Raw genomic sequence first — 13,449 nt, 5'->3', positions numbered from 1 at the left:
GGGCGGCGCGGCGGGCGCCGGTGCGGGCGCTGGCGCGGCGCGGCCGGGCCACGCGTTCTGCGTCCTGGCCAGGCCCTGAACGGCCGGCGCCCGCCGGCCGTACCCGGCGCCATTGCATAAAAGTGCTGCGCTACGTATAGTCATGCTATTCCATGGAGGAGGCGATGGCAGTGCGGGCTGCGGTGGCGGGCGCCAGCGGTTATGCGGGGGGAGAGGTGCTCCGGCTGTTGCTGGGACACCCCGGGATGGAGATCGGCGCGGTGACCGCCCACGCCAACGCGGGGCACCGCCTCGGTGAACTCCAGCCCCATCTGGTGCCGTTGGCCGACCGCGTGCTCGGCCCGACCTCGGTCGACACCCTCGCCGGCCACGACGTGGTCTTCCTCGCGCTGCCGCACGGCCAGTCGGCCGCCGTCGCCGAGCAGCTCGGCGACGAGGTGCTGGTCGTGGACTGCGGCGCCGACTTCCGGCTGCGGGACGCCGACGCCTGGGAACGGTTCTACGGCACCCCCCACGCCGGCACCTGGCCCTACGGCCTCCCTGAACTGCCCGGCGCGCGCGAGGCGTTGCGCACCACCCGGCGGATCGCCGTGCCCGGCTGCTACCCGACCGCCGTCAGCCTGGCGCTCTTCCCCGCCTACGCGGCCGGCCTGGTCGAGCCCGAGGCCGTGATCGTCGCCGCCTCCGGCACGTCAGGCGCCGGCAAGTCGCTCAAACCGCACCTCCTCGGCAGCGAGGTGATGGGCTCGATGAGCCCGTACGGCGTCGGCGGCGGCCACCGCCACACCCCCGAGATCGCGCAGAACCTCTCGGCGCTCGCCGGCGAGCCCGTCAGCGTCTCGTTCACCCCCACCCTCGCGCCCATGCCGCGCGGCATCCTCGCCACCTGCTCCGCCCGCGTCCGCCCCGGGGTCACCGCCGAGACCGCGCGCGAGACCTACGCCAAGGCGCTGGCCGGCGAGCCGTTCGTCCGGCTGCTGCCCGAGGGCCGGTGGCCGGCGACCGCCGCCGTCGTCGGCTCCAACGCCGCGCTGGTCCAGGTCGCGCTCGACGAGGCGGCCGGCCGGCTGATCGTCGTCAGCGCCATCGACAACCTCACCAAGGGCACCGCCGGCGGCGCCATCCAGGCCATGAACCTCGCCCTGGGCCTGCCCGAGGAGACCGGGCTGCCGCTCACCGGGCTCGCGCCGTGAGCGTCACCGCGCCGGCCGGCTTCACCGCCGCCGGGGTCGCGGCCGGCGTCGCGGCCGGGCACAAGCCCGAAGGCGCCCCCGACCTGGCCCTGGTGGTCAACGAGGGCCCCAGCCTGGCCGCAGCCGGCGTCGTCACCACCAACCGGGTCAAGGGCGCGCCCGTGCTCTGGACTGAGCAGGTCCTGCGCGCCGGCGCGGTCTCCGCCGTGCTGCTCGACTCCGGCTGCGCCAACGCCTGCACCGGCCCGCTCGGCTTCCAGGACACCCACGCCGCCGTCGAACGCGCCGCCCGCGCCCTGGACCGCAACGCCGCCCAGATCGCCGTCGCCGCCACCGGCCCGATGGGCGTGCGCCCCGCGATGGACCGGCTGCTGCCCGGCATCGACCTGGCCGCCGGGCAGCTGACGGAGTTCGGCGGGGAGCGGGCCGCCCGCGCCATCATGACCACCGACACCCAGCCCAAGACCGCCGCCGTGCGCGGCGGGATCGGGAGCGGCGGCGGGACCGGCGCCGGCTGGACCGTCGGCGGGATGGCCAAGGGCGGCGCGATGCTCGCGCCCTCGCTCGCCACGTTGCTGGTGGTCCTCACCACCGACGCCGAGGTGCCGGCGCCCGCGCTGGACCGCGCGCTGCGCGCCGCGACCCGCACCACCTTCGAACGGATCGACGCCGACGGCGTCGCCTCCCCCAACGACACGGTGCTGCTGCTCGCCTCCGGTGCCTCCCATGTCACCCCGGACGCCGACGAGTTCGCCGAGGCCGTCCGCGCGGTCTGCGCCGACCTGGCGCGGCAGCTGGTCAAGGACGCCGACGGCGCCACCAAGGAGATCAGGGTCGAGGTCACCGGCGCCGCCAGCGAGGAGGCGGCCCTGACCGCCGCGCGCGCCGTCGCCGGCGACGCCCTGGTCAAGGCAGCCCTGCGCGCCGAGGACCCCGCCTGGCCCCGGGTGGTCGCGGCCGTCGGCGCGAGCGGCGTCGCGGTCGAGCCGCACCGGCTGGCGGTCGCCGTCAACGGCGTCCAGGTCTGCCGGGGCGCCGCCCCCGCCGACGACCCCGCCGCCGTCGACCTGCGCTTCCGCGAGGTGACCCTCGCCGTCGACCTGGGCGCCGGCGACCGTTCCGCGACCGTGTGGACCACGGACCACACGGTCGCCGCGCCCCGCCCGACGCGCCACCCAGCGCCCCACCCAGCGCCGCTTCCCGCATCCCATCCGCATCCCCGAGCCGAAAGCGTGTGATGACGGTCAACGCAGCCAACGCCCCCGACGCGGCCAGCACCGCCAACCCGGCCCACGCCACGGGCACGGCCCCCGCCGACCCCGGCGCCGGACCCACCCGCCGACACACCGCCCTGCCCAAGGCCCGCATCCTCATCGAGGCCCTGCCCTGGCTCACCCGCCACCACGGCAGGACGGTCGTCATCAAGTTCGGCGGCAACGCCATGGTGGACGAGGAGCTGAAGGCCGCCTTCGCCCAGGACGTCGTCTTCCTGAGGCACGCCGGGCTGCGCCCCGTCGTGGTGCACGGCGGCGGCCCGCAGATCAACCGGCAGCTCGAACGGCTCGGCCTCGCCTCGGAGTTCCGGGCCGGCCTGCGGGTGACCACCCCCGAGACCATGGACGTGGTCCGGATGGTGCTCGCCGGCCAGGTCCAGCGCGAGCTGGTCGGCCTGCTCAACCGGCACGGCCCGCTGGCCGTGGGCATGACCGGCGAGGACGCCCATATCCTCACCGCGACCAAGCGGTTCGCCGAGGTCGACGGCGAGCCCGTCGACCTCGGCCGGGTCGGCGAGATCACCGCCATCGAGACCGGCGCGATCCAGGCGCTGCTCGACAACGGGCGCATCCCGGTGATCTCCTCCATCGCCCGCAGCGCCGACGACGACCACGTCTACAACATCAACGCCGACACCGCCGCCGCCGCGCTCGCCGCCGCGCTGGGCGCCGAGACGCTGATGGTGCTCACCGACGTCGAGGGCCTCTACGCCGACTGGCCGGCCAGCGACGAGGTCATCAGCCGGCTGACGGTCAGCGAACTGGAGAAGCTGCTCCCCGAGTTGGCCAGCGGGATGGTGCCCAAGATGGAGGGCTGTCTGACCGCCGTCCGCAACGGGGTGCGCACCGCCCGCGTCATCGACGGCCGCGTCCAGCACTCGATCCTGCTGGAGATCTTCACCGACGAGGGCATCGGCACGATGGTCGTCCCCGACGACGCCCCGGACACCGACCCCGACACCGACACCGGCGAGCCGGGCGCCCCGGCCGGCACCCCCGCCAACCACCCCACCGAGGGAGAGCCCGCATGAGCAACGAGTCGCTGAACGCCCGGTGGCAGGCGGCGCTGATGGACAACTACGGCCAGCCCCGGCTCCCCCTCGTGCGCGGCGAGGGCGCCCGGCTCTGGGACGCCGACGGCCGCGAGTACCTCGACTTCGTCGGCGGGATCGCCGTCAACTCCCTGGGCACCGGCCACCCGGCGGTGGTCGAGGCGGTCTCCCGGCAGGTCGCCGCCCTGGGCCATGTCTCCAACCTCTTCGTCGCCGAACCGCCCGTGGCCCTCGCCGAGCGGCTGCTGGCGCTGGCCGGCCGGCCCGGCCGGGTCTACTTCTCCAACTCCGGCGCCGAGGCCAGCGAGTCCGCGTTCAAGCTCGGCCGGCTCACCGGCCGCCCCCACATGGTCGCCACCGAGGGCGGCTTCCACGGCCGCACCATGGGCGCCCTGGCCCTCACCGGCCAGCCGGGCAAGCGGAACGGGTTCGAGCCGCTGCCGGGCGACGTGACCCATGTCCCCTACGGCGACGTCGAGGCGCTGCGCGCCGCCGTCACCACCGACACCGCGCTGGTGATGATCGAGCCCATCCAGGGCGAGAACGGCGTCGTCGTTCCCCCCGAGGGCTACCTCGCCGCCGCCCGCGAGATCACCCGCGCCACCGGGACGCTGCTCGCCCTGGACGAGGTGCAGACCGGGATCGGCCGCACCGGGCACTGGTTCGCCGGGCAGGCCCAGGGCGTGGAGGCCGACATCGTCACCCTGGCCAAGGGCCTCGCCGGCGGGCTGCCGATCGGAGCGACCCTGGCCTTCGGCCCGGCGGCCGAGCTGTTCACCCCGGGGCGGCACGGCTCGACGTTCGGCGGCAACCCGGTCTCCTGCGCCGCCGCGCTGGCCGTGCTCGACACCATCGAGTCCGACAACATCCTCCAGCGGGTCAAGGAGACGGGCGAGCGACTGCGGGACGGCGTCGACCAGTTGGGGCACCCGCTGGTCGAGGGGGTCAGGGGCGCCGGGCTGCTGCTGGGTATCGTGCTCACCGAACCCGTCGCCGCGCGGGTGCAGCGCCTGGCCCAGGACGCCGGCCTGCTGGTGAACGCCGTCTCGCCGACCGTGCTGCGGCTGGCCCCGCCGCTGATCATCGGGAACGTCGAGGTCGACACCCTGCTGGCCGCGCTGCCCGGGCTTCTGGACGCCGCCGGCGCCGGCGAGGGGAACGGATGACAACCGGAGAGGGAGCATGACGGACGAGGCGCAGCCCAGGGGAGGGGCGGGCAACGGGCCCGCCGTTCCCCAGACCCGCACGGCCCGGCACCGCAGGATCGTGGAGATCCTCAACCGGGGTCCGGTGCGCTCCCAGAGCCAACTGGCCAAGCTGCTGGCCGACGACGGGCTGAGCGTCACCCAGGCCACGCTCAGCCGGGACCTCGACGAACTGGGCGCGGTGAAGATCCGCAACGCCAACGGCGAGTTGATCTACGCCGTGCCCAGCGAGGGCGGCTTCCGCACGCCCAGGGCGCCGCTGGGGGAGTCCGCCAAGGAGGAACGGATGGCCCGCCTCGCCGGTGAACTGCTGATCTCCGCCGAGGCGTCCGCCAACCTCGTGGTGCTGCGCACCCCGCCGGGCGCCGCGCAGTTCCTGGCCTCGGCGATCGACCAGGCCGAGGTGCACGACATCCTGGGCACCATCGCCGGCGACGACACGCTGCTGCTGATCAGCCGCGACCCCACCGGGGGCCAGTCCCTCGCCAACCACCTGCTGCGGCTGGCCCAACGCGAGTAGCCCGCCGGCGGAGCCGGTCCCGGCCCGGGGGCCGGGCCGGGCGGCGGGCCGCCCCGTAGCATCGTCGGATGCCCGAGGACGCTTCGCCCCGACACCCGCCCCGCGCGCCGACGCCGCCCGGGATGGCCATCCGCGCGTTGGACCCGCGCGATGCCGTGATCGCGTCCGACGTGCACGCGGTGGGGCGGCGCGCCTACGCCGTCGAGGCCGAACTCATCGGCTTCGACGGCATTCCCGCCCTCACCGAATCACTCCGGGACATGACCGCCCGGCCCCTGCGCTGGCTGGGCGCGGTGACCGGCGAGGGAACGGTGGCCGCCTTCGTGGCCTGGGAGACCGAACCCGACCGGCGCGTCACCCAGATCGACCGGGTCTGCGTGGACCCGGCCTGGTTCCGCCACGGGCTCGCCACGCGCCTGCTGACCGAGGAGGCCGGCGGACACGAGGTGAGGGTCAGCACCGGAGCGGACAACGAGCCTGCCGTGCGGCTCTACGCGCGGCTCGGCTTCCACCGCACCGCGGACTCCCACCCCGAGCCCGGCCTTCGCATGGCCCACTTCGTCCGACCTCGCTGACCCGGGCGGGCCGGCGCGGAGCCGCGCACCGGCTCCGCCGGGCCGCCGGCGGCGGCCGCCCCGCGAGGGATCACCTGTCGCGGTGGCACACCATCAGCGCCAGGGTGGCGAGGCGGTCCACCGCCTCCGTGCCCTGGGCGGCGTTCAGGTCGGCCAACGCGGCCCGCGCGCCCGCGAGTTGGTCGGCCGCCGCGCGCTCCGCCCAGGCGCGGCCGCCGGCCTCGGTGACCAGCTCGGCCAGGGTGGCCACGGCCACCCCGCCGTCCCCGCCGCCCTCGCGCTCGGTGTCGTCGTCCGCGTACAGCTCGGCCAGCCGTCGGGCCGCCGGCGTTCCGGAGTCCAGCGCGGCCACCACGGGCAGCGACTTCTTCCGGCTGGCCAGGTCGGCCCCGGCCGGCTTGCCGGTGACCTCGGGGTCGCCCCAGATGCCCAGCAGGTCGTCCGTCAACTGGAAGGCCATGCCCAGGTGGTGGCCGAAGCGGCGCAGCGCGTCGACGGACCGTTCGTCCCCGCCGCCCCACAGCGCGCCCAGCGCGCAGGCGCAGGCCAGCAGCGCCGCCGTCTTGCGTTCCGCCATCAGCAGGCACTCGTCCAGCGAGACCCGGGAACGTTCCTCGAAGTGCAGGTCGGCCTGCTCGCCCTCGATCAGCTGGTTGGTCGCCTCGCTCAGCCAGCGCACGCCGGTGAGCGCGTGCGCCGGCGCGTCCGGCTCGGCGAGCACCCGGATCGCCTGGTTGAGCAGCGCGTCCCCGGCCAGCAGCGCCGCCGACGAGCCGAAGACCACCCAGGCGGTGGCGCGGTGCCTGCGGGTGGTGTCCCCGTCGAGGATGTCGTCGTGGAGCAGCGAGAAGTTGTGGGTCAACTCCACGGCCACCGCCGGCGTCAGCGCCTCCTCGGCCCGCCCGCCGACCGCCTCGGCGGAGGCGAAGACCAGCGCCGGCCGCAGCGCCTTGCCGGCCGGGGCGGCGTCGGGTCTGCCGGCGCTGTCGGTCCAGCCGAAGTGGTAGGAGGCCACCCGCGCCACCGGCGGCGGCAGCCGGCGCACCCACGCCCGCAGCTCCGGGTCGAGCAGCGCTCGCGCCTCGTGCAGCGCCCGGCGCGCGGTGGTGCGGTCGTCCTGGGTGTCGGGAACGGTCGTCACGGCGGGCTCCTCGCAGGCGGATGGTCAGGAAAACGGAACGTGTCCCAGCTTGGCCGCCCGTCGCCGCGATCAAAACGGTGCGTGCGCCCGCGCCGCCCCGCCCGGCCGCGTCGCGCGCCCCGGCGTGAACCCGCCGCACCCGAGCTGACCTGGCGTTCCCTCCCCTCGCTCGCCCCGGTTCCGGAACCGGAGTCCTCCGGGCCACGGCCGGCCGGTCTACCCGTGTGGGTTAACGGACCCCGGGCGCCGGCCGTTCCACCCGGCGCGGCCAAGTCCGCGCCGCCGCCGGCCACTTCGGCCCCCGCCACCGCGCCCCAGGACCCGTTCCACCCGGCGGGGACCGTTTCCCACCACCCTGACCCGCACGTTTGACGAAACATGCAGGGGCTCGCATACTTATTCCACGTTGCCCAAGTGAAGCCCCAGCGCGGTACCAGCACTGCTTGCCCTAAGGAGACACCGTGACCCAGCGCGTCGTACTCGCCTACTCCGGTGGCCTGGACACCTCGGTCTGCATCGGCTGGATCGCCGAGGCCACCGGGGCCGAGGTCGTCGCCGTCGCCGTGGACGTCGGCCAGGGCGGCGAGAGCCTGGACGTCATCCGCAAGCGGGCGCTGGCCTGCGGCGCGGTCGAGGCCGAGGTCGTCGACGCCAAGGACGAGTTCGCCGAGGAGTACTGCCTCCCGGCGATCAGGGCCAACGCCCTCTACATGGACCGCTACCCGCTGGTCTCCGCGCTCTCCCGGCCCGTGATCGTCAAGCACCTGGTCGCCGCCGCCCGCAAGCACGGCGCCGACACCGTCGCCCACGGCTGCACCGGCAAGGGCAACGACCAGGTCAGGTTCGAGGCCGGCATCGCCTCCCTGGCCCCCGACCTCACCTGCATCGCCCCCGTGCGGGACTACGCGATGACCCGGGACAAGGCCATCGCCTTCGCCGAGGAGAAGGGCCTGCCGATCGCCACCTCCAAGAAGTCCCCGTACTCCATCGACGCCAACGTCTTCGGGCGGGCCGTGGAGACCGGCTTCCTGGAGGACATCTGGAACGCGCCGATCGAGGACATCTACGAGTACACGCGGAACCCGGCCACCCCCAGGGACGCCGACGAGGTCGTGATCACCTTCCGCGAGGGCGCCCCCGTCGCCATCGACGGCCGCCCCGTCACCATGCTCCAGGCGATCAAGGAGCTGAACGAGCGGGCCGGCGGCCAGGGCGTCGGCCGGATCGACATGGTCGAGGACCGGCTGGTCGGCATCAAGTCCCGCGAGGTCTACGAGTCCCCGGGCGGCATCGCGCTGATCACCGCGCACCAGGAGCTGGAGAACGTCACCGTCGAGCGGGAGCTGGCGCGCTACAAGCGGCAGGTCGAGCAGCGGTGGAGCGAGCTGGTCTACGACGGCCAGTGGTTCTCCCCGCTGAAGAAGGCCCTGGACGGCTTCATCAACGAGGCCAACCAGCACGTCAGCGGCGACATCCGGATGACCCTGCACGGCGGCCGGGCCGTCGTCACCGGGCGGCGCTCCGACCAGTCGCTCTACGACTTCAACCTCGCCACCTACGACACCGGCGACAGCTTCGACCAGTCGCTGGCCAAGGGCTTCATCGACATCTTCTCCCTGTCCAGCAAGATCGCGGCCAAGCGGGACGTCGCCCCGTGAGCCAGCCGAGCGAAACCGCGGAAGGCAACGAGCACGGCGCCGACATCAAGCTCTGGGGCGGCCGGTTCGCCCACGGACCGGCCGAGGCGCTGGAGCGGCTGAGCGCCTCCGTCCACTTCGACTGGCGCCTCGCGCCCTACGACATCGCCGGCTCCCGGGCGCACGCCCGGGTGCTCGCGCGGGCCGGCCTGCTCGACGAGCAGGAGCTGGCCGCGATGCTCGAAGGGCTGGACCGGCTGGCCGCCGACGTGGCGGACGGCTCGTTCACCGGCACCGTCGCCGACGAGGACGTGCACACCGCCCTGGAACGCGGCCTGTTGGAGCGGCTCGGCCCGGAGCTGGGCGGCAAGCTGCGCGCCGGCCGCTCGCGGAACGACCAGGTCGCGACGCTCTTCCGGATGTATCTGCGGGACCACGCGCGGATTCTCGGCGGCCTGCTGGCCGACCTCCAGGAGACCCTGATCGCGCTGGCCGACGCGCACCCGGGCGTGGCCATGCCGGGCCGCACCCACTTCCAGCACGCCCAGCCGGTGCTCTTCGCCCACCACGTCCTGGCCCATGTCCAGGCGCTGTCCAGGGACGCGGAACGGCTGCGGCAGTGGGACGCCCGCGCGGCGGTCTCGCCCTACGGCTCCGGCGCGCTGGCCGGCTCCTCGCTGGGCCTGGACCCGGAGGCGGTCGCCGCCGAGCTGGGCTTCGAGGGCGGCTCCTCGGCCAACTCGATCGACGGCACATCCGCCAGGGACTTCGCCGCCGAGTTCGCCTTCGTCACGGCGATGATCGGCGTCGACCTCTCCCGGATCGCGGAGGAGGTGATCGTCTGGAACACCAAGGAGTTCTCCTTCGTGACCCTGCACGACGCCTTCTCCACCGGCAGCTCGATCATGCCGCAGAAGAAGAACCCGGACATCGCCGAGCTGGCCAGGGGCAAGTCCGGCCGCCTCATCGGCAACCTGACCGGCCTGCTGGCCACGCTCAAGGCGCTGCCGCTGGCGTACAACCGGGACCTCCAGGAGGACAAGGAGCCGGTCTTCGACTCCTGCGACCAACTGGAGGTGCTGCTCCCGGCGTTCACCGGGATGCTGGCCACCCTCACGGTCAACGGGGAGCGGATGGCGGCCCTGGCCCCGGCCGGCTTCTCGCTGGCCACCGACATCGCCGAGTGGCTGGTCAAGCGCGGGGTCCCGTTCCGCGACGCCCACGAGGTGGCCGGCGAGTGCGTCAAGGTCTGCGAGGCCGAGGGCATCGAGCTGGACCAGCTGACCGACGAGCAGTTCGCCAAGATCTCGCCCCGGCTCACACCCGAGGTCCGCGAGGTGCTGACCGTCGAGGGCGCGCTGGCCGCCCGCTCCGCCAGGGGCGGCACGGCGCCCGTCGCGGTCGCCGCTCAACTCGCCGAAGCCAAGGGCGACCTGGACCGGCAGCGCGCCTGGGTCGCCGCCCGCCCCGGCCTGGCCTGAGCCCCGCCGAACGCCGGCTGCCACCCGCCGGACGCCCGATCGCACACGGGCGTCCGGCGGGCGGCCGCCCGTTCACTCGCCCGGGTAGCGCAGCCCGATCTCCTGACGCGCCGCGTCCAACGTCCGCATCACCGCGAGGGTCCCGTCCAGCGGCACCAGCGGGGACTCCGTCTCCCCGGCACGCAGCGCCCGCCCCACCTCGGCCGCCTGGTACACGAACGACCCCGAGGGCCCCGGCGCGGAGAACTCCTCCGGTTCCGCGCCGACCCGGTGCAGCACAAAGCGCTCCGGGTGGAAGAAGCCGCGCGGGAACTCGATCCGCCCCAACGAACCCGTGACCACCGCCGTCCGCGCCGTGTCCGCCACCAGCGAGCAGGTCAACGCGGCCACCGCGCCCGAGGCGTAGCCCAGCAGCAGCCCGGTGTTCTCGTCCACCCCGCCCGACATCCGCGCCCAGGCCCGCACCCGCTCCGGCTCACCCAGCACCAGCTGCGCGAACGACACCGGGTAGACGCCCAGGTCCAGCAGCGCCCCGCCGCCCAGCCTCGGGTCGCGCAGCCGGTGCGAGGGGTCCATCGGCGCCTCGATGCCGAAGTCCGCGTGCACCGCGAGCACCTCGCCGATCGCCCCGTCGGCGATCAGCTCCACCATCCGCCGCACCACGGGATTGCAGTACGTCCACATGCCCTCCATCAGGAAGACGCCGCGCTCCCTGGCCAGCCCGACCAGCTCCGCCGCCTGCGCCGCGTTCAGCGTGAACGGCTTCTCGCACAGCACCGGGGTGTCGGCCTGGAGGCACAGCCGCACCGGCTCGGCGTGCGCGCTGTGCGGGGTCGCCACATAGACCACGTCCACCTCGGGGTCGGCGGCCAGCGCCGCCCAACCGCCGTGCGCCCGGCCGATGTCGTACCGCTCGGCGAACGCCTCGGCCGACTCCACCGAACGGGAGCCGACGGCCACCACCTCGGCGTCCGGCAGCTCCGCCAGGTCCGCGACGAACTTCGCCGCGATGCCGCCCGTCGCCAACACGCCCCACCGCACCGGTCCTCCGGCCAGCCCGCCGCCCTCGTCAGCCATGCCTGCTCCCTGCTCGCCCTCGTCGCGCCGCGTGTGCGGGCCGCCGTCCGGCGGCCACCAGCGGATCATCGTAGTTCCCCGGCCCGGCGCCGCCGGGACCCGCGTCCCCACACCGACCGGTACGGTGAGCATCCCGGCGGGCGGGGGAGCGACCGGGACGTTCAGGCAGGCGAGAGGCGCGAGAGGGCACCGCGATGGCGTTCACCCGATTCCACCCCGAGGCCACCCCGACCGCCCGGATCGGGCTCGGGCTGGCGGCCGTGGGCCGCCCCGGCTACCTCAACCTCGGCCGGGCCGAGGACCTGCCCGCCGACCGCACCCCCGAGGCGCTGCGCGAACGCACCCACCAACTCCTCGACGCCGCCTTCACCCAGGGCGTGCGCTACCTCGACGCGGCCCGCTCCTACGGCCGGGCCGAGGAGTTCCTCGCCGACTGGCTCAACAGCCGCACCGAGGCCGCCAAGGAGGTCGTCGTCGGCAGCAAGTGGGGCTACAGCTACACGGCGGACTGGCGCGTCGAGGCCGACGTGCACGAGGTCAAGGACCACTCGGCGGCCACCCTCGACCGGCAGTACGCGGAGAGCACCGCGCTGCTCGGCGAGCGCCTCGACCTCTACCAGATCCACTCGGTCACCCCGGACAGCCCGGCGTTGACCGACCCCGCCGTGCACGCCCGCCTCGCCCGGCTCGTCGAGGACGGGGTGACCGTCGGCCTGTCGACCAGCGGCCCGGGACAGGCCGACGCGATCCGCGCCGCCCTGGAGGTGACCGTCGCCGGGCAGCCGCTCTTCACCACCGTCCAGGCCACGTTCAACGTGCTGGAGCCCTCGGCCGCGCCCGCGCTCGCCGAGGCACACGAGGCCGGGCGGACCGTCATCGTCAAGGAGGCGCTGGCCAACGGGCGGCTGGCCGGCCGGGCCGCGCCGCCCGAGCTGCTGCGGCTGGCGGCCGAGGCGGACACCAGCCCCGCCGCGTTCGCCCTGGCGGCGGTCCTGGCCGAGCCCTGGGTGGGCGTGGTGCTCTCCGGCGCGGCGACCGTCGCCCAGCTGACCGACAACCTGACGGCGGCGACGGTGACCACCGACCCGGCGCGGCTGACCTCGCTGGCCCGGCTGGTGGAACGCCCCGAGACCTACTGGCGCACCCGTGCCGCGCTGCCCTGGCGTTGAGCGGTCGACGAACGGGCCGCTCGCGTGGACGTCAGGCGGCGCGCGCCTTGGTGGCGTACATGTCCACGTACTCCTGGCCCGAGAGCCGCATCACCTCGGTCATCACCTCGTCGGTGACGGCCCGCAGCACATAGCGGTCCCGGTCCATCCCGTCGTACCGGGAGAAGTCCAGCGGCTGGCCGAAGCGCACCGTGATCCGCCGCCCGCCGCCCAGCCTCGGCAGCCCACGGCCGCCCGGCTGCACCCGGTCGGTGCCGATCATCGCGAACGGCACCACCGGCGCGCCCGTCATCAGGGTCAGCCGGGCGATCCCGGTCCTGCCCCGGTAGAGCCGCCCGTCGGGCGACCTGGTGCCCTCCGGGTAGATGCCGAAGACGTCCCCCCGCTCCAGCACCCGGCGGCCCGTCATCAGCGCGGCCACCCCGCCGCGCCCGCCGTCCCGGTCCACCGGGATCATCCCGACGGCCGTGAAGAACCAGGCCATCAGCCGGCCCTTGAGGGAACGGCCCTTGACGTACTCGTCCTTGCCGATGAAGAACACCTGGCGGTCGCAGACCAGCGGGAGGATCACCGAGTCGATGAAGGTCAGATGGTTGCCCGCCAGGATCACGGGACCCGTGGCCGGAATGCGCTCCAGACCCTCCACCCGGGGGCGCAGCAGCAGCTTCAGCAGAGGTCCGAGCAGCACCTTCAGCAGCACGAAACGGGACAACTTCCCCTCCGGTCGGTCATGGTCGCGCGCTCGGTCAGGCGCGCCTATGCGTCGCGCCCCCGGGGGCGCGACGCATAGGGACGATACTCGCGCGAACGGCGCCGTCCCGCACCAGGTTCACTCCATGGTGCGGAGAACGTCACACCCGCGACACGGGAACGCGGCCGGTCGCGGGCGTGGCGGGCGGTCGTCCGGGCTCGGCCGGGCCCACGCCTCGCCCGAAGTTCGCCCGGGGTTCGCCCGCGCGTCCTCGTGCCGCGCCCGCCGCCTTCCTACCATCGACCGGCACCCATGATCACCGGCGAGGGAGAGAACATGGCAGCTCGACAGGCGGCATCGACCCAGCAGCCCCGGCCGGGCCGGCGCGCCGTGCTCGGCGCGGCGATGGCCGGCGCCGGCGCCGCCGGCCTGCT

Annotated in this window: 12 protein-coding genes; 9 read left to right on the top strand and 3 right to left on the bottom strand. The window is 74.5% G+C overall.

The window, feature by feature from the left end:
• Window positions 1–164: 164 nt before the first annotated feature.
• From argC to EBN88_RS23420, 6 genes are all read left to right on the top strand, one after another.
• Window positions 165–1,193: an N-acetyl-gamma-glutamyl-phosphate reductase gene (gene argC, locus EBN88_RS23445; RefSeq protein ID WP_122399061.1), complete on the top strand. Its 1,029-nt coding sequence runs from the start codon at window positions 165–167 to the stop codon at window positions 1,191–1,193.
• A complete protein-coding gene (argJ, locus tag EBN88_RS23440; protein ID WP_122399060.1) occupies window positions 1,190–2,431 on the top strand; it encodes a bifunctional glutamate N-acetyltransferase/amino-acid acetyltransferase ArgJ in 1,242 nt (413 codons plus the stop codon). Before argC ends, argJ begins: the two co-directional genes overlap by 4 nt.
• Window positions 2,431–3,498, top strand: coding sequence for an acetylglutamate kinase (argB, locus tag EBN88_RS23435; protein WP_122399059.1), 1,068 nt, complete (start codon window positions 2,431–2,433; stop codon window positions 3,496–3,498). The genes argJ and argB overlap by 1 nt, the downstream gene beginning before the upstream one ends.
• Entirely contained in the window at window positions 3,495–4,685 is a 1,191-nt protein-coding gene (locus EBN88_RS23430) for an acetylornithine transaminase (protein ID WP_122399058.1), read from the top strand. Before argB ends, EBN88_RS23430 begins: the two co-directional genes overlap by 4 nt.
• Before the next feature lie 16 nt (window positions 4,686–4,701).
• Window positions 4,702–5,244: an arginine repressor gene (locus tag EBN88_RS23425; protein WP_122399057.1), complete on the top strand. Its 543-nt coding sequence runs from the start codon at window positions 4,702–4,704 to the stop codon at window positions 5,242–5,244.
• A gap of 68 nt (window positions 5,245–5,312) precedes the next feature.
• Window positions 5,313–5,819, top strand: coding sequence for a GNAT family N-acetyltransferase (locus tag EBN88_RS23420; protein WP_233580875.1), 507 nt, complete (start codon window positions 5,313–5,315; stop codon window positions 5,817–5,819).
• 70 nt (window positions 5,820–5,889) lie between these two features.
• Here EBN88_RS23420 and EBN88_RS23415 read toward each other — a convergent pair whose 3' ends face one another.
• Window positions 5,890–6,960, bottom strand: coding sequence for a polyprenyl synthetase family protein (locus EBN88_RS23415; protein ID WP_122399055.1), 1,071 nt, complete (start codon window positions 6,958–6,960; stop codon window positions 5,890–5,892).
• A 461-nt stretch (window positions 6,961–7,421) separates the two neighbouring features.
• On the opposite strand from EBN88_RS23415, the gene EBN88_RS23410 reads away from it, so the two are divergent.
• Both EBN88_RS23410 and argH read left to right on the top strand, forming a co-directional pair.
• Window positions 7,422–8,618: an argininosuccinate synthase gene (locus tag EBN88_RS23410; RefSeq protein ID WP_122399054.1), complete on the top strand. Its 1,197-nt coding sequence runs from the start codon at window positions 7,422–7,424 to the stop codon at window positions 8,616–8,618.
• Window positions 8,615–10,078 (top strand): argininosuccinate lyase, encoded by a 1,464-nt coding sequence (argH, locus tag EBN88_RS23405; protein ID WP_122399053.1) that lies wholly within the window; start codon window positions 8,615–8,617, stop codon window positions 10,076–10,078. Before EBN88_RS23410 ends, argH begins: the two co-directional genes overlap by 4 nt.
• 72 nt (window positions 10,079–10,150) lie before the next feature.
• Here argH and EBN88_RS23400 read toward each other — a convergent pair whose 3' ends face one another.
• Window positions 10,151–11,155, bottom strand: a complete 1,005-nt coding sequence (locus EBN88_RS23400; RefSeq protein WP_122399062.1) for a Gfo/Idh/MocA family protein — start codon at window positions 11,153–11,155, stop codon at window positions 10,151–10,153.
• Between the two features lie 194 nt (window positions 11,156–11,349).
• On the opposite strand from EBN88_RS23400, the gene EBN88_RS23395 reads away from it, so the two are divergent.
• Window positions 11,350–12,324 (top strand): aldo/keto reductase, encoded by a 975-nt coding sequence (locus EBN88_RS23395; RefSeq protein ID WP_122399052.1) that lies wholly within the window; start codon window positions 11,350–11,352, stop codon window positions 12,322–12,324.
• Window positions 12,325–12,355: 31 nt separating this feature from the next.
• Here EBN88_RS23395 and EBN88_RS23390 read toward each other — a convergent pair whose 3' ends face one another.
• Entirely contained in the window at window positions 12,356–13,036 is a 681-nt protein-coding gene (locus EBN88_RS23390; RefSeq protein WP_122399051.1) for a lysophospholipid acyltransferase family protein, read from the bottom strand.
• Window positions 13,037–13,449: the final 413 nt, after the last annotated feature.

This window comes from Streptomyces triticirhizae, from assembly GCF_003696235.1.
Classification (GTDB): Bacteria; Actinomycetota; Actinomycetes; order Streptomycetales; family Streptomycetaceae; genus Streptomyces; species Streptomyces triticirhizae.
Note: the sequence above shows the minus strand (reverse complement) of the source record. Positions and strands in the feature narration are given on the sequence as shown.

Coding starts and splice junctions, on each gene's coding strand:
- argC (WP_122399061.1), top strand. CDS start 165: ATGGCAGTGCGGGCTGCGGTGGCGGGCGCCAGCGGTTATGCGGGGGGA.
- argB (WP_122399059.1), top strand. CDS start 2,431: ATGACGGTCAACGCAGCCAACGCCCCCGACGCGGCCAGCACCGCCAAC.
- EBN88_RS23430 (WP_122399058.1), top strand. CDS start 3,495: ATGAGCAACGAGTCGCTGAACGCCCGGTGGCAGGCGGCGCTGATGGAC.
- EBN88_RS23425 (WP_122399057.1), top strand. CDS start 4,702: ATGACGGACGAGGCGCAGCCCAGGGGAGGGGCGGGCAACGGGCCCGCC.
- EBN88_RS23420 (WP_233580875.1), top strand. CDS start 5,313: ATGCCCGAGGACGCTTCGCCCCGACACCCGCCCCGCGCGCCGACGCCG.
- EBN88_RS23400 (WP_122399062.1), bottom strand. CDS start 11,155: ATGGCTGACGAGGGCGGCGGGCTGGCCGGAGGACCGGTGCGGTGGGGC.
- EBN88_RS23395 (WP_122399052.1), top strand. CDS start 11,350: ATGGCGTTCACCCGATTCCACCCCGAGGCCACCCCGACCGCCCGGATC.